This window comes from Streptomyces sp. NPDC005728 (genome assembly GCF_040630895.1).
Classification (GTDB): Bacteria; Actinomycetota; Actinomycetes; order Streptomycetales; family Streptomycetaceae; genus Streptomyces.
The window spans coordinates 1-15579 of sequence record NZ_JBEXYL010000138.1; the positions used below are offsets into that span (position 1 = coordinate 1).

A 15579-nucleotide genomic window follows, 5' to 3' on the forward strand; every position below is an offset into this window, starting at 1 on the left:
GGTCCGGCTGCGCTGGACCGGATGCTGACCCAGGCCCGGCGCACAACCCCGTGGCTGGCTGCTGGGTCGAGTGTTCCTCAGCAGCAGCTCGTACGGGATTTCGGCAAGTCCCGCGCGAAGGCGTTGATGGACATCAAGGATCGGGTGCGGCAGCACCGGCGGGCGGGGATGCCGCGTTGGAAGAAGAAGCGGGAGGTGCGGCCGTCCCTGAACTACACGCGGCGCGGCTTCCGTCTCAAGGACGGCCGTCTGCACCTCGCCGGCCAGATCGTGCTGCGGGTGGTGTGGTCGCGGGCACTGCCCGCGGATCCGTCCAGCGTGCGCGTGTACCAGGACGCCACAGGTGCGTGGTACGCCTCGTTCGTCGTTCCCGCGCCCATCGAGCCCCTGGCATCGACCGGGCGTGTGATCGGGATCGACTGGGGCGTACGCGAGACCGCCACCACCACCAGCGACGACCACGACCTTCCTCACCGACAGCACGGGCGCACGGCCGCTCAGAAGCTCGCTCGCTATCAGCGGATGATGGCCCGGCGCCGACCGGCGCGGGGACAGGCCGCCTCGAACGGTTACCGGGCAGCGAAGCGGCAGACAGCGAAGCTGCATGCCAAGGTGGCCCGGCAACGCCAAGACGGCGCCCGCAAGTGGGCCAAGAAAGTGGTACGCGACCACGATGCTCTCGCGGTGGAGGACTTCAGACCGAAGTTCCTCGCGAAGACGACCATGGCCCGCAAAGCGGCAGACGCCGCGATCGGCGCCGCGAAGCGGGCACTGGTCGAGATGGCCCGCAAGCACGGCCGGACCGTGCACCTGATCCATCCCGCGCACACCACGACGGACTGCGCAACGTGCGGAGCGAGAACCAAGCACGCACTGCCTCTCTCGGAGAGGATGTATGCCTGCACCGCGTGCGGAGCCGTGTCCCCCAGGGACAAGAACTCCGCCCGCGTGATGCTCGTCCGGGCAGGTCTGAACCCGGCTGGTGTCGAGGGCGTAAGACCCGCTGAGGCGCCGCCTCAACAGGCAGCCTGAGCCAGGAATCACCTCCCTCCAGGGAGGAGAGCAGTCAACACTCGACCAGTGCGAAACCCGCCGCCATGCCGCCGCCGAAGCCGGCCAGGAGGATCAGGTCGCCCCGGTTCAGGGCGCCGGTGCGGGCGGCCTCGTCCAGGGTGATCGGGATGGAGGCGGCGCCCGTGTTGCCGTAGTGCGTCAGCGTCAGGTGCATGCGGGCCCGGGAGAGGCCGAGTTCGGCGAAGACGGTGTCGAGCATGACGCCGTTGGCCTGGTGCGGGATGAAGTGGCTGATGTCGTCGGGCACGACACCGGCCTCGTGCAGGAACTGCTTGGTCAGCTGCGGCAGTCGCGTCTCCACGAAGCTGCGCACCGCTCGGCCGTCCATCGTGAAGTACTGCAGGCCGGCGTCGAGGGCGTGCCGGTCAAGGGGCAGCCGGCTGCCGCCTGCGGGCACCTCGATCAGGTGGGCCAGTTCGCCGAAGGTGTGGTGCGCGATGTGCCGGATGCGCGAGCGCGGGCCGCTCGTGCCCAGGACCAGTGCGCCGGCGCCGTCTCCGAACAGGACGACCGTTCTGCGGTCGGCCGGGTTCAGGATGCGCGAGTACACGTCCGCGCCGATGACCAGTGCGTGGCCGCCGCGCCGGGCGAGGACGCCCTCGACCGCGGTGAGCGCGAACACCTCGCCGGAACACACGGCGTTGACGTCGAAGGCGGCCGCGTCCAGCGCACCGAGGTGGTGCTGTACGTAGGCGGCGGTGGGCGGCTGGGGCCGGTCCGGTGTGGAGGTGGCGACCACGATCACGGACAGCTGGCCGGCGGTGATGCCGGCCGATTCCAGTGCGGCGCGGCCCGCGGCCGCGGCCAGGTCGGAGGTGGCCTGCTCGGGGGCGGCCCAGCGGCGTTCCCGGATCTGGGTCTTGCGGGTGATCCAGGCGTCATCGACCTCGGCCTGGGCGCCGGCCTCGTCATTGGAGACAACTCGATCCGGCACGAAGGCACCCGTACCGAGGATCCCTATATCGGTCATGCGCCTGTCCTCCCCCTCACGTGGTCGTGGACTGGCTGTGCGAACGGCCGGCGGATTGGACGGCCATGGCTTGCTCCCTCCGGGTGCGCCGGCGGGGATCTGGACTGGGCCGCCCCCCGCCGGGGCGGGCTTGGTGGACGGTGCGCGCGGGCGGCGCGGGCGGCTCAGTGCGGTGGGGCCCCTGCGCGGCGGGGCGGCGTGCGCCGCCCGCGTTGTGGTGGTGGAAGGGGCCTGCGCTTGCGAGGCTCCGGCTCTAGCGGGTCTCGTAGATGCGCTTGTGGTCGCGCAGCGCGGCCAGCCGGAAGGGTCCGGTGGTCTGTGCCTGGGTGGGGTGGTCGCCGCCGTCGGTGGGGAAGGAGCGTTCGTGCAGGTCGCGGTAGCGGGCGATGTCGAGGCTGGTGCGCCGGTCGATGGCCTCGCGGTGCGCCTGGGTGCGCAGGTGTGCGCGGTAGCCGGCTACGACGGTCCCGGCGAAGAACTCGGCGACGCTGCCGGAGCCGTAGCTGAGGAAGCCGATGGCCTGGCCGGTCAGGTCGTCCGCGTGGTCCAGGAGCGAGGCGAGGGCGAGGTACACCGAGGCGGTGTAGCTGTTGCCGATGACGTTGTTGTAGGCCGTGGTGTGCCCGATGGCCCGGGTGACCTCGGCCGCGTCGGTGTCGTGGCCGTTGTAGTTGAGCAGGTGGCGGTGGGCCTTGTAGGCCATTTTCGTGAAGGGCTGGTGGTAGCAGAACGCGGCGAACTCGCCGAGGGAGCGGCCGCCTTGTTCCGTGTAGTCCTTCCAGCTGCCCTCCACGGCCTGCAGGTAGGCGGTGATGGACTCCTGCCCGTCGACCAGGGCGGCCTCGCGGTAGTTGGGCCGCCAGAAGTCCATGACGTCGGCGGTGAACACCCCGGAGGGCTCCTCGATGCGCACCAGCTGGGGGTCGGCGGCGACGAGCAGGGCCACGGCGGCGGCGCCCTGGGTGGCCTCGCCCGGGCTGTCCAGGTCGTACTTGGAGACGTCGCTGGCGATCACGAGGACCCGCTGCGCGGGGTCGCGGCGCACCAGGCCGATGGCGAACTGGAGGGCCGCCGTCGCCCCGTAGCAGGCCTGCTTGAGTTCGACGACGCGGACGGCCGAGGGCAGCCCGATCAGCGAGTGCACGTACACACCGGCCGACTTCGCCTGGTCGATCGACGACTCGGTCGCGAAGATCACCGTACGGATCCCGTCGCTGCCGTGCCGGGCGACGAGGGGCGCGGCGGCCGCCGCGCCCAGGGTCACGATGTCCTCGTCGGCGGCGGGCACGCTCATCGAGCGCTGGCCGATGCCCACGTGGTACTTGCCGATCTCGGTGCCGTTGTGCTCGGCGAGTGCCGTGTGCGCCAGGACGAACTCGGTGGTGGCGAACGACAGATCGTGAATGCCTACGGCGGGACCGTTGGCCATGTCCTAAACACCAGCCTTTTCTGTCGTGTGGTCGCGTTCCAGCTGGACGTGTGCGCGCATGAGTTCGCCCGGGTTCGTCTGGGCCGCGAGCAGGGAGAGTTCGCCGCACAGCACGGTGGCTGCGGCGAGGACGGCGAGGCGGCGTGCGTTCTCGCCGACGTCGCGTTCGGCCCGGCAGCCGAGCCGGGTCAGGTTGGTCTCCACGAAGTCGAGGCCCTTGCCGTTGCCGACGGTGCCCACGATCAGGTTGGGCAGGGTGCAGGCGAAGTAGAGGTCGCCGTCGCGGTCCTCGGCCATGACGACGCCCTGTGATCCTTCGACGATGTTGGCGGCGTCCTGGCCGGTGGCCAGGTAGAACCCGAGGAGCATGTTCGCGAAGTGGGCGTTGGCCGAGCGGATTCCGCCGGCCAGGAGCGTGCCGAGCATGTTCTTGCGGAGGTTGAGCTGGGCTATCTTGGCGGCCGTCGTGTGCAGGACGCCGGCCACCACCTCTTGCGGCACGAGCAGTTCGGTGACCACGTTCTTGCCGCGGCCGAGGATGCCGTTGACCGCGGTCGCTTTCTTGTCGGTGCAGTAGTTCCCGGAGATCGATCCGTAGGAGATGCCCGGGATCGTCTCCAGCAGGTGCCCCAGGAGTACATCGGAGGCGAGGGTGGCCATGTTGTGCCCGGAGGCGTCGCCGGTGGAGAACTCGAAGCGGATGAACAGCAGGTTGGCGTTGATCTCGTGCCGGATGCCGATCAGTTCGGCGAACCTGCTGCAGGTGCGCACCACTTCCTGCAGTTCTGCCAGGTGGGTGTCGATGGTGCGGGCGGCCGTGAGCGCGGTCTGTGCGTCGACCGCCTCGACGAGTACCGAGCGGGTCATCCGCTCGTCGACGAGGGTGGCGACGATGCCCTGTTCGGCGAGCATGGAGACCTTCGCGCCGCGGCCCACCGAGGGCCACAGCGGCGACTCGTAGGTGGCGAGGGGGACGTGGGTCTCGGTGGTGGCGACGTTGCCCGAGATGCGCAGGGGTCCCACCCAGCGCATCGGGACCCCGGCGATCGCGTGCCCTTCGGTCATCGTGTGCTTCCCGTCATCTCGTCGAGGGCGTCGAAGGTGCCGAGGCTGCCGGAGCGCCTGGCCAGTGGCCGGGTGTCGATGCCCCGGTCGGTGCAGAAGGACCGCAGGTCGCCGTGGATCAGCAGATCGCAGTGGGCGAGGTCGGCCGGGGTGCGTGCGCCGAGCATGGTCTGCAGCGCCGCCAGTTGGTCCAGCCAGGTCGAGAGCTGCGCGATCAGCGCCGAGAGGCCGCCGTCGAGGAGGGTGCGCAGGAATCCCCCGGACGCGCCGACACCCGAGGCGCCCAGCGCCAGGGCGCGGGCGACGTCGAGGGGATGGCGTACGCCGCCGGAGGCGAGGACGGGGATGCCGGCGTCCTGTGTGTCCAGGAGGCAGGCGACGGTGGACTGTCCCCAGCCGTGCAGGTAGGCGTAGTCGGCGAGTTCGCGCCGGCCGTTCTCGATGCGGGCGAAGTCGGTGCCGCCCCGGCCGCCGAGATCGGCCGCCGTCACGCCCAGGTCCTTCAGCAGCCGCACGGTTTCCCGGCTCAGGCCGAAGCCGACCTCCTTGACGATCACGGGGACGTCGACGGCTGCCGCGATCTTCTCGATCTGCCCGGCCCAGGCCGCGAACGAGCGGTCCCCCTCCGGCATCACCGTTTCCTGCACGGTGTTGACGTGGATCTGCAGGGCGTCGGCCTTGAGCAGGTCGATGCCCCGCTGTGCCTTGTCGACCGAGGCCGTCGCGTTGATGTTCGCGATGACGAACCCGTCCGGGTTCTGCTCGCGCAGCACGCTGAACGTGTCGGCGCAGGAGGGGTCCTTGAAGTACGCGCTCATGGATCCCGACGCGATGGGTACGCCGGTCTCCCTGGCGGCGATGGCCAGGTCCCGGTTGATGAGGCCGGTGTTCTCGCTGCCGCCGGTCATCGCGTTGATGTACAGCGGCACCGGCCAGGTGATGCCGGCGAAGGCCGTGGCCAGGGAGACGTCCGAGCGGTCGATGCCGGCCAGGGCGTGGTGGACGAAGCTCACTTCGTCGAACTGGTTGTGTCCGCTGTGCTGCCGCTGCTGGTCGACGGCGAGCCGGACGTGGTCGTCCTTGCGTTGTCCGATCATTTTTCGTTCCCTTCCGCGGCGGAACCGAGCGGCAGGGGGCGCACCCCGGCCGTGGCCCACCGTTGCCGCACGTGGGCGATGTCTCGTTGCGCTTCGGCGTCGAACAGGGCGATGCCGCAGTCGCCGCCGCCCGCCCCGGAGGGCTTGGCTGCGCCGCCGGCGGCTTCGGCGGCGTCGCACAGCGCCGTCAGCCGGGTGGTGAAGATTCCCAGACCGACCTCGTCGTCCAGTCGAGCCAGCTCCCCTTTCGCCCGCCGGATCTGGTCCAGCAGGCTGCGCGGGTCTCCTTGCTCGAGTGCGGCGACGGCGGCGCGCACACAGTCGGTGGTCCTCTGCACGAACCGTTGGTGGGAGGCGCTGCCGCGCCAGGTCCGCCGCTGGAGGCCGGAGACCAGGGACGGGGTGGAGGCGGGGGTTCCGGTCCAGCCGACCTCCAGGGCGAGGCCCTTGGGCGGCGGCAGCCGGCGCACCTCGAAACCCGGCCAGGGCGCGCGCAGTGCCTGCGTGACGCCCTGGCGGCGGGCCAGGTCGAGGACGGCCGTGCGGTCGGGTGCCCGGTAGGCGATCCAGCCGCCCCAGGTGCTGGCGGCGAGGTCACCGCCGGAGCCTTTGGGGTCGATGGCCGCGGTGGCGAGCAGGGCCAGCCGGTAGCGCTCCTCGGGCGACAGCGTGAGGCCGCAGAAGGCTGCCACGGCCGCCACGGCCGCCACGGTCACCGCGCCGCTGGAGCCCAGACCGTATTTGGTGCCGTTCTCGTGCAGGGCGCTGTCGACCGTGATGCCGAACGCCGGCAGGGCACGGCCGTGTTCGGCCAGGAGGCGGGCCACGGTCTCGACGGCCGATGTCAGGTGGGCCAGGCCGGCGCGCGCGCTGTGCTCGTCGCCGGCGTGGCCGGCGAGCCGGCCGTCCTGCCACGCGAAGCGCACGTTGCTGGGGCCGAGGTCGGAGGACATCTCGACGCCGGTGCCGGCCAGGGGGGACACGGTGACGCTGACGTACCGGTCGACCGCGACCAGGATCGCCGGGTTGCCGGGGTCGACGACCGCGTACTCGCCCGCGACGAACAGCTTGCCCGGCGCGCGCCGCACGAGGGCCGGTTGCGGGGTCATCGGGTGTCCTGGGGCAACAGGCGGGCGCCGGGGCCCGGCCGGGCGGTGAGGACCGAGCCGGCCGTCATGGCGCTGCGCACGGTGTCGGCCACCTGGCGGGCGTCGGTGCGGCGGCACAGCACCTTGACGTTGGGTCCGGCGTCCATGGTCGCGTAGGCCGGGATGCCGTCCCTTCTGAGCTGGAGCACGCTGTCCAGGACGGTGAGGGTGGCCGGTGCCAGGTAGCGCACGGCCGGGCGTGCCGCCAGCATCGTGGCGTGCATGCCCAGCGCGTTGCGTTCGGCGATCTCCCCCACCGCGGCCAGGTCGCCTCGGTCCAGTGCCGTGCGCATGTCCTTCAGGTCGTCCTTGCTGGAGCGGGCCCACGGCTCGTACAGCGGGGAGGTGTCCACGGTCCGCCGCATGGCCTCGCGGCTGGAGACGGCCTTGGGGCCCGCGTCGACGACGGCGATGACCAGGGCGGGGTCGAGGCCGGGGGCGGGCACCGGCTCGGCGTAGGAACTGAGGTCGGCCTCGGTTGCGGTGCCGGTGGCAAGGCCCGCGTGCCACAGTGCGAAGCTGCCGAAGACCGACCGGGACGCCGACCCGGATCCGCGCCGGGCCAGGCGTGAGAGCGCGGTGGCGTCGAGGGTGAGGCCGTAGGCGGCGGCTGCGGCGAGGGCGAGGGCGGCGAACCCGCTCGCGGAGGAGGCGAGGCCGGCCCCGGTGGGGACGGTGTTCTCGCTGTCCACGACGGCCGGCAGCTTCTTTCGGGCCTGTGCCCGCACCAGGTCCAGGAAGGCGACGACGCGCTCGCGCGCCTGGCCGCGGGCGACCTCGCCGTTCAGGGTGACCTGGTCGTGCTCGGCTTGGGGGGCGAGGCGGACGCAGGTGGTCGTCGGGAAGATGTCCAGGGTCATCGACAGGCTGTCGACCCGCGGCAGGACGAGCTGTTCGTCGCGCTTGCCCCAGTACTTGATCAGGGCGATGTTCGGGTGCGCGACGGCGGTGGCCCGTCCTGCGAGGTTGTCCTCGAGCGGTGGCACCAGGGTGGTCGGGTGGTCAGCGTGCATGGTTGGCAAGCCCTCTCAGCGGTACGACCCACGTCTGCACGGCGCCGGCTTCGTGCAGTTGCCGGGTGACTTCCCTGGCCTGCACCGGCTGGGTCAGGGCGATCACGCAGCCGCCCAGGCCGCCCCCGGTGATCTTGGCGCCGAGGCTGCCGGCCGTGAGCGCGGCCTCGACCAGGGCGTCGATGCCCGGGGTGCTGAGGCCGGCCGCGCGCAGCAGGTGGTGGTAGTCGGTGAGCCGTTGGCCGAAGTCCTCCGGCCGACCGTCGGCGAGGGCGCGCCTGGCCTCGTCGGTCAGCTGCGAGGCACGGCGTACGAACGTCTCCTGTGCGCCGGTGTGCCGCTGGAATCCTTCCCGCAGCAGTTCGACGGCGACTTTGGTCCTGCCCACGACGCCGCTGTCCGCGATGATGAACAGGCCGTCGCAGCCGATGCTCGGTTCCTGGGCCCGGCCCGCCTGGAACAGCAGCGGGGCCGTCGCGCCGACGGCCCGTGCGTCGACGCCGCTGGAGCGGCCGTGCGCCACGTTCTCCGCCGTCTGCACCAGGTCGAAGGCCATGTCCTCGGTCATGTCGCAGCCGAAGAGGTCGGCCAGGGCGAAGACGACGGCGCGGGCGCAGGCCGCGCTGGAGCCCAGCCCGCGGCCGTGCGGGATCGCACCGTCGATGATCACGTCGAGGTGCGGGCTGCCGGTCACGCCCGTGACCGCCTTGAACTCGGTGATCAGCCGGCGCAGGCTGTCGGAGGCCTGCGTCACCATCGGTCTGGACGGGGAACCGGTCACCGTGAAGGTCACCTCGCCCGGTTCGTCGGGGGCGGGCAACGACCACCCGGCGCTCGCCGTGACCGTCAGCTGCGGAACGGGCAGAACGAGTGCCGGAGCCCCGTACACGACCGCGTGCTCCCCCAGCAGGATGGCCTTGGCGTGGGCGCGGCCGATGCCGGCCGAGCGGGCCCGCGGGCTGTCCGAGACCCCCTTGGCTGAGGTCGGTAGGGTCAACGCACTCAGCTCCCCTTGTCGTTTCTGCATTGAGATCGCCACATCCACAGTTCTGGGAACGGCCCGGGGCGAGGGCGCGGTCAGGCGGCTTCGCCGGCCGGTACGGAATCCGTTGTGCGGGGCACGGCCGGTGCGGTGTGTTTCCTGCTGCGGGCGAAGCGGCGCATCACCGGCTGCTCCACCAGGCTGTACAGCAGCCAGGCGGCGAGCAGGTTCGCTGCGAACAGCACGAGCACCATGCCGAGGGCCGCGGGGGTGGTGAAGGTGCGTGCGTCCAGTACCTCGGGCCGGCCGTAGAAGATGACCAGGCCTTGGACGAGGTAGAAAGCGAAGGAGACGTTGCCCAGCCAGAGCATGGTGCGGCTGGTGAGCCAGCTGTCCTCGCCGCGCAGGTCCGAGGAGGCCGCGGCGCAGATGATCATGCCGATCGGGACGATCGTGGCGAGGCTGAAGTTGTAGGGGCTCGGGGCGGCGTAGGCGGCCCAGTAGCCTGCGGCGAAGACGGCTGCGCAGGGCGCGAGGCCGATGCGCGGCCACAGGTCGGCGGCGACGATGCGGGCGAGGATCATGCCCAGCACGAACTCGAACAGGCGCGGCGGCGGGAAGCCGTAGCTGAACCACAGCTGGTTGGTCGTCAGGCCGTAGCCGGGCACCGGAACTCCGCCGGGGACAAGGCGCGTTGCGAGTGCGACGCCGGCGACGCCGGCGACCGTGGCGGCGGCCCACCACCACAGCCGGCGTTCGGAGATCTTCCGCACGCCGATGATGAACAGGGGGAACAGTGCGTAGAAGAGGACTTCCGAACACAGTGACCAGGAGGGGAGGTTGACGCTGGAGACGGTTTCGGGCCGGTTGGAGAAGTTGTGCACCAGCAGGAGGTTGGGCAGCCAGGCGTGCACCGGGGAGGAGGAGGCGAACAGCCACATCGCCAGCGCCCAGGTGACGATGTGGTTGGGGTAGATCTTCAGTGTGCGGCGCCGCCAGAACCCGGTGACCTTGTCCCCGGGGGTCGATGACCAGGTCAGGACGAAGCCGCTGAGCACGAAGAAGAAGGACACCCCGATGGGTCCGGCGAACTGGAAGAAGTCGGCCAGGGGTTTGGCGATGTCCTGGTCGGCGAAGAAGCTGATCGGCGCGGTGGGCCGCAGGGGTCCGGCGAGCAGTGTGGCGTGGGTGAGGAAGACGAGCAGGGCCGCCAGGAACCTGAGGCCGGTGAGCGAGGGGAGCGTGGCCCGGCGCGGTGCGGGAGCGGCGAGGGCCGGTCCGGGTGTTCTGTCTGCCATGTGCGCACTGCCTTTCGTTGGGGGACGTGGCCTGCGGGTGGCCAGCGCGCGGTGGACTTGCGGGAGGGGGCCGCGCCGCCCCCCGGGGCGGCTGGCCGGGGGGCGGCGCGGGTGACTGGCTCGGCTGCGGTCTCGCGGGTGCGGTGGCGAGGGGGGCGGCCGCCACGCACGGGCCGGTGTGGCCGCTAGCCGGCCAGGTAGCGCTGGATGGTGGGGGCGATGGTGTCGAGGATCTCGTCGGCCGGCGCCGATGCGATCGGCTCGATCTGCAGGATGTAGCGCAGGATGATCACGCCCCAGACCTGTGCCTGGGCCGCGTTGATGTTCAGCGGCGGCACCTTGAGGATCTCGGCCACCTGGTGGATGTCCCTCGTCTTGGAGGAGTCGAGTTCCTTGCCTAACTGGCTGAAGATCTGGGAGGAGAGGAACTCGCGCATCCGCGCCGCGCCCGCCTCGGTGGTGATCGCGGCCAGGACCTCCCCGAGGAGCTGGGGCCTGAGCTGGGGGTCCTCCCACCGGGTCAGGGACTCGCGCAGGAGGCCCTCGGCCAGTTGTTCGCGCTGCCCGGTGAGCGAGGCCGCTCCGGACTGGGCGAGTGCGCCTCCGAGCCTGGTCAGGGCGGCCGAACCTGCTTCGATCTCAGTGGCTTCAGACATGGTTCCCTCCGGTCGAAAGAGTTTCCGTGTGAGCGACTGTGTCGTCGTGAAGGTCGGGGGCGGCCGGCCGTGGGCCGGCCGGTGAGGCCGGGCGGTGGGCGTGGCCCGGCTCGGCGGCTCACCGGCCGGCGCGGGTCAAACCTGTTCCCCGGTGAGTTGCCGCAGCAGTGTGCGCATCAGGGGCGAGAGGCGGCAGTAGGGGCCGAGGTTGAGGTGTTCCCCTTCGGCCGTCCACTTGGCGGCCGCGATGACGAAGGGCGGGCCGTCGTAGGTGCGGCGGGTGTTGAGGAGGAACTTCTCGATGTCGGGCTCGATGGGTACGGCGAGCGCGGACGGGTCGCGGACCGGGAGCGGGGCGTAGGAGATCCGTTCGATCTTCGGGGAGTCCCAGCCGAGGGTGACGTAGGCGCGGAAGGACCTCTGGGCGAACTCCAGCATCGGGCCGCTGGGGTCGGGCAGGCCGATCGCGCGGTTGAGGGAGAGGATGTTGTGGGCCGTGCGGAAGGCGTCGGGGAGCTGGGCGAAGTACAGGTTGACCGTCTTGCGCCGGTAGTCGATCCCGATCATCGCGACGTCGGTGAGGTGGTGGCGGGCGAACAGCTCTGCGTTCTGGGCCACCGCGGGGGGCATGGAGGGGATGTCCGCGAGCCGGGGCAGGGTCAGCTTGTCGTGGGGGAAGTGGGCGTAGATCTTGCTGAAGCCGCTGGAGACTTCGGCGTCGATGAGGTGCTCGCTGATGGAGACTTGTGCCTGGATGTCCGCGAGCAGGGTGGCGACGGGGTGGTCCGCGGGGGTGACCAGGCCGTGGGACACGGCGACGGCGTAGGGGTCGCCGAAGGCGGGAGGGATCGAGATGGTGTAGTCGAGTTCTCCCGGGGGGCGCTGGCCGGTGGCCACGCTGAAGACCATCCCGGCCTCCGGGAGGGCGTCCTCGAACGCGGTCAGGATCGGCCGGATCTTCTCGGGTGAGCAGGGCGCGCCCACCAGCCGGGCCGATTCCTCGATGACCGCATACACCTCGTCGGCCGCAGTGACGTCGGACATTGATCCTCCCAGAGCTCTTGACTTCCTCCGCCTCGTGAACGAGGGGGGTTCCCCTATGAGGGGGTTCGGCCGGTCGCCCGGCTTACGGGTTCCTGCTTCACGGACCGGCCACCGCCGAGGTCTCCGCAGGCTGAGACCGCAAGCCCTGCGGCCTTGATGTTCTTCGCGGCGTTGACGTCGGCGTGGTCGCGGTGTCCGCACCCTGCGGCTTTGCACACGAAGACCGCTTGGCTCTCGCGGTTGCCTTCGGTGACCAGGCCGCAGGCGGAGCACCGCTGCGATGTGTACGCGGGATTTACCTTCACCATTGCCGTGCCGGTGTAGCGGGCGGCGTTGGTGAGGGCGAGTTCGAGGCGGTGCCATCCCTTGTAGAGGATGGCCCGGTTCAGTCCTCGTTTCTGAGCGACATACTGACCCGGCTGGTCAAGCGTGCCGGACGCGGAGGCGGTCATATTGCGGGTCTTGAGGTCTTCCAGGACCACCAACGCGTTGCGGGTCGCCAGCCGGTTGGCGGTATAGGCGCAGAAGTCGGCGCGCCGGTCAGTGACCCGGTTCATGATCCGGCCCATCGCCCGGATCGTCTTGTGCCGGTTCGCAGATCCCTTCTTGGAGCGGGCGAGACGCTGCTGCAAGCGCCGGTACCGCTCGGCCTCACCATGCCGGATGAACGGCCGGTCATGGAAAGTGCCGTCGCTGGTAACCGCTGCCGTCGCGATACCCCGGTCTACGCCCACAGCCGTCGCGGGCATGGCGTGCTGCTCGGGTGTGACGGCCTGGTCGTCCACGAGGAAGGACACGAACCAGCGTCCGCCCTTGCGGCTGACGGTGGCGGAACGCACTGCGCCGTCCAGGGGGCGCGACCAACGGAAGCGGACCCAGCCCAGCTTGGGCAGCTTCGCCCGCCCCCACTTCCGCCCGAGGCGTTCCACGGTGATGAGGTTCCCGGACGGAAAGCGGAACGACGGCGACCAGCGTGCCTTGGACCGCCACCGGGCCTTGAACGTGCCGTGCTCCCGGCACGCCCGTTCCAGGTCACGCAGCGTCTGCTGCAACACGTGCGAGGGTGCCGTCGTGAGCCAGGGGTGTTCTTTCTTGGCTTCGGCCAGTTCGGCGGCCTGGGGTACGTAGTTCGTCCACGTGCCGCGCCGCCGGTACTCTCTGCGTTGCTCCAGGGCCGTGTTCCATACCGCCCGGCAGATGTTCCCGAACTCCTCGCACATTTCCGCCTGATCGGCGGTCAGGCCGAGAAGATACCGTCGCCCGGACAGCATGAACAACACCCCCCATTGTGTGCGGCGGGCCTTAGCTCAGCCGGCGTTGAGGATCCCTGCGCTGTGCAGGCTCAGGACGTTGCGGTGGATGTCCGGGGCCGCCGTGGATTTGTTGAGGGTGATGTAGTGCAGGCCGGGGGCGCCCTCGGCGAGCAGGCGTTCGGCCATGGCGGTGGCGTACTCGACGCCGATGCGGTGGCCGTCGTGCGGGGTGTCGCGGGCCGCGTGCAGGCGCCTGGCCAGGTGGTCGGGGAAGGCCGCGTCGGACAGTTCGGCGAAGCGGGCGATCTGGCGGTGGTCGGTGGCCGGCATGATCTCCGGGATGATCGGGATGTCGCAGCCGGCGGCCGCGACCGCGTCGCGCAGCCGCAGGTAGTCCTCCACGTGGAAGAACATCTGTGTGATGGCGTAGTCGGCGCCCGCCCGGCACTTGGCGACGAAGTGCCGGATGCAGGTCTGCCAGTCGGCCGAGCGCGGGTGTTTCTCGGGGAACGCGGCCACACCGATCCTGAAGTCGCCCAGCGAGCGGACCAGTTCGACCAGTTCGTACGCGTAGGTGAGGCCCTTCGGGTGCGGTGTCCAGGTGCCCTTGGGGTCGCCCGGCGGGTCGCCGCGCAGCGCGAGGACGTCGCGGATGCCGGCGTCCGCGTACTGGCCGATGATGTGGCGCAGTTCGGCCACCGAGTGGCCGACCGCGGTCAGGTGGGCGACGGGGCGCAGGGTCGTCTCCTCGGCGATGCGCCGGGTGAGTGCCACTGTCCGGTCCCGTGAGGTGCCGCCGGCGCCGTAGGTGACGGACACGAAGTCGGGCCGCAGCAGCTCGATCCGGCGGATCGCCTCCCACAGCCTCTGTTCTCCCGGGGGTGTCTTGGGCGGGAAGAACTCGAAGGAGAACGTCGTCACGAGCGGGCTCCTGGTGTGCTCATGCCCTGCCTGCCAGGCGGGGTTGGACGGTGCGGGCGGCGGCGTCGCCGTAGGTGGCGGCGATGCGGGCGAGCAGGTCCGAGGCGAGCAGTTTGTATTCCTGGGTGCCGACCGATTCCAGCACGGTGGTGGCCAGGGCGCAGCCGAGCCGGGCGGCCTGCTCGGCCGGCAGCTGCCGGGCCAGGCCGGCGAGGAAGCCGGCGCGGAAGGCGTCGCCGGCGCCGGTGGGGTCGGCGATCTGCTCGGTGGGTACGGCCGGTATGTGCTGTGGGGGGGTGCCGGAGCGGGCCAGCAACACCCCGTCGGCGCCCAGTGTGGTGATCCAGGTGCCGACCCGGCCGAGGAGGTTTTCCTCGCTCCAGCCGGTGCGTTCGGTGAGCAGGGCGGCTTCGTAGGCGTTGGTGAACAGCCATGTCGCGCCGTCGACCAGTTGGCGGGCCTGGTCGCGGTCGAGGCGGGCCAGTTGCTGGGAGGGGTCGGCCGCGACGGGGATGCCGAGGCGGTGGGCGGTGGCGGTGTGCCGCAGCATGGCCGCCGGGTCGTCGGCGCCGACCAGGACGAGTGCGAGCGGGCCGGCCGTCTCGGCGGTGCGGGCCAGGTCGATGTGCTGGGCCTCGGCCATGGCGCCGGCGTAGAAGGTGGCGATCTGGTTCTGATCCTCGTCGGTGGTGCACACGAAGCGCGCGGTGTGCAGGGTTTCGCTGACGTGTACCGCGGACGTGTCGACGCCGTGGGCCCGCAGCCAGGTGTCGTACTCGGCGAAGTCCACGCCGGCCGCGCCGACCAGGAGGGGGTCGAGGCCCAGCAGGCCGAGGCCGAAGGCGATGTTGGCGCCGACGCCGCCGCGGTGCACCTCCAGCCGGTCGGCGAGGAAGGACAGGGAGACCTTCTCCAGCTGGTCCTTGATCAGCTGCTCGGCGAAGCGTCCGGGGAACACCATCAGATGGTCGGTCGCTATCGATCCGGTCACGGCGATACGCACGGCAAGTGCTCCTTGAACCTGGGGGCTTGACGGTCCGGTCCGGTGCCGGAAGGCGAGGCGCGGCGGGCTTGGGGAGCGGGGAGCGGCGGGACGGGGGGACCATCGCTCCCCGCTGGTTCGGGCGCCGGGGGTGGGTCCGGCGGGCGGCTGGGTCAGCCTGCTTCGACGGCCTTGCGCAGGGCGTCGGCGCGGTCGGTGCGCTCCCAGGTGAAGTCCGGCAGTTCGCGGCCGAAGTGGCCGTAGGCGGCGGTCTGGGTGTAGATCGGGCGGAGCAGGTCGAGGTCGCGGATGAGGGCGGCCGGGCGCAGGTCGAAGACCGCGGCGATGGCGTCCTCGATCTTCTCGACGGCGACCGTGTGGGTGCCGAAGGTCTCCACGAACAGGCCGACCGGCTCGGCCTTGCCGATGGCGTAGGCGACCTGGACCTCGCAGCGGGAGGCAAGGCCCGCGGCGACCACGTTCTTGGCGACCCAGCGCATCGCGTAGGCGGCCGAGCGGTCCACCTTGGAGGGGTCCTTGCCGGAGAAGGCGCCGCCGCCGTGGCGGGCCATGCCGCCGTACGTGTCGATGATGATCTTGCGGCCGGTCAGGCCGGCGTCGCCCATCGGGCCGCCGATCTCGAAGCG

15 protein-coding genes are annotated in these 15579 nt (G+C 70.9%); 1 reads left to right on the plus strand and 14 read right to left on the minus strand.

Going from position 1 to position 15579, the window contains the following annotated elements; all coding sequences use genetic code 11:
- On the plus strand, positions 1–1032 hold a 1032-nt coding region (locus tag ABZ471_RS43555; RefSeq protein ID WP_359074703.1), incomplete at its 5' end, for a transposase.
- A gap of 34 nt (positions 1033–1066) precedes the next feature.
- Here ABZ471_RS43555 and ABZ471_RS43560 read toward each other — a convergent pair.
- From ABZ471_RS43560 to ABZ471_RS43625, 14 genes are all read right to left on the minus strand, one after another.
- Entirely contained in the window at positions 1067–2044 is a 978-nt protein-coding gene (locus tag ABZ471_RS43560) for a ketoacyl-ACP synthase III (RefSeq protein ID WP_359074704.1), read from the minus strand.
- 253 nt (positions 2045–2297) lie between these two features.
- Positions 2298–3473, minus strand: a complete 1176-nt coding sequence (locus ABZ471_RS43565) for a hydroxymethylglutaryl-CoA synthase (RefSeq protein ID WP_359074705.1) — start codon at positions 3471–3473, stop codon at positions 2298–2300.
- 3 nt (positions 3474–3476) lie between these two features.
- Positions 3477–4538 (minus strand): hydroxymethylglutaryl-CoA reductase, encoded by a 1062-nt coding sequence (locus ABZ471_RS43570; protein ID WP_359074706.1) that lies wholly within the window; start codon positions 4536–4538, stop codon positions 3477–3479.
- The gene (gene fni / locus ABZ471_RS43575; protein WP_359074707.1) at positions 4535–5635 is read right to left on the minus strand and encodes a type 2 isopentenyl-diphosphate Delta-isomerase; all 1101 of its coding nucleotides are present in this window, start codon (positions 5633–5635) and stop codon (positions 4535–4537) included. The genes ABZ471_RS43570 and fni overlap by 4 nt, the downstream gene beginning before the upstream one ends.
- On the minus strand, positions 5632–6744 hold the full coding sequence (locus tag ABZ471_RS43580) for a phosphomevalonate kinase (RefSeq protein WP_359074708.1): 1113 nt from the start codon (positions 6742–6744) through the stop codon (positions 5632–5634). The genes fni and ABZ471_RS43580 overlap by 4 nt, the downstream gene beginning before the upstream one ends.
- Entirely contained in the window at positions 6741–7796 is a 1056-nt protein-coding gene (mvaD, locus tag ABZ471_RS43585) for a diphosphomevalonate decarboxylase (protein ID WP_359074709.1), read from the minus strand. The genes ABZ471_RS43580 and mvaD overlap by 4 nt, the downstream gene beginning before the upstream one ends.
- Positions 7786–8793: a mevalonate kinase gene (mvk, locus tag ABZ471_RS43590; RefSeq protein ID WP_359074710.1), complete on the minus strand. Its 1008-nt coding sequence runs from the start codon at positions 8791–8793 to the stop codon at positions 7786–7788. Before mvk ends, mvaD begins: the two co-directional genes overlap by 11 nt.
- A gap of 80 nt (positions 8794–8873) precedes the next feature.
- Positions 8874–10076 (minus strand): acyltransferase, encoded by a 1203-nt coding sequence (locus tag ABZ471_RS43595; RefSeq protein ID WP_359074711.1) that lies wholly within the window; start codon positions 10074–10076, stop codon positions 8874–8876.
- 185 nt (positions 10077–10261) lie between these two features.
- Positions 10262–10732 (minus strand): hypothetical protein, encoded by a 471-nt coding sequence (locus tag ABZ471_RS43600; protein ID WP_359074712.1) that lies wholly within the window; start codon positions 10730–10732, stop codon positions 10262–10264.
- A 135-nt stretch (positions 10733–10867) separates the two neighbouring features.
- Positions 10868–11776, minus strand: coding sequence for an aromatic prenyltransferase (locus ABZ471_RS43605; protein ID WP_359074713.1), 909 nt, complete (start codon positions 11774–11776; stop codon positions 10868–10870).
- Positions 11777–11829: 53 nt separating this feature from the next.
- Positions 11830–13047: a transposase gene (locus ABZ471_RS43610; RefSeq protein ID WP_359074714.1), complete on the minus strand. Its 1218-nt coding sequence runs from the start codon at positions 13045–13047 to the stop codon at positions 11830–11832.
- Between the two features lie 36 nt (positions 13048–13083).
- Positions 13084–13950 carry a methylenetetrahydrofolate reductase [NAD(P)H] gene (metF, locus tag ABZ471_RS43615; RefSeq protein ID WP_359074715.1) on the minus strand — a complete coding sequence of 289 codons (867 nt, stop codon included), beginning with the start codon at positions 13948–13950 and terminating at the stop codon, positions 13084–13086.
- Between the two features lie 19 nt (positions 13951–13969).
- On the minus strand, positions 13970–14953 hold the full coding sequence (locus ABZ471_RS43620; protein WP_359074716.1) for a carbohydrate kinase family protein: 984 nt from the start codon (positions 14951–14953) through the stop codon (positions 13970–13972).
- A 152-nt stretch (positions 14954–15105) separates the two neighbouring features.
- A partial coding sequence (locus ABZ471_RS43625) for a methionine adenosyltransferase domain-containing protein (protein WP_359074717.1) occupies positions 15106–15579 on the minus strand: 474 nt, incomplete at its 5' end.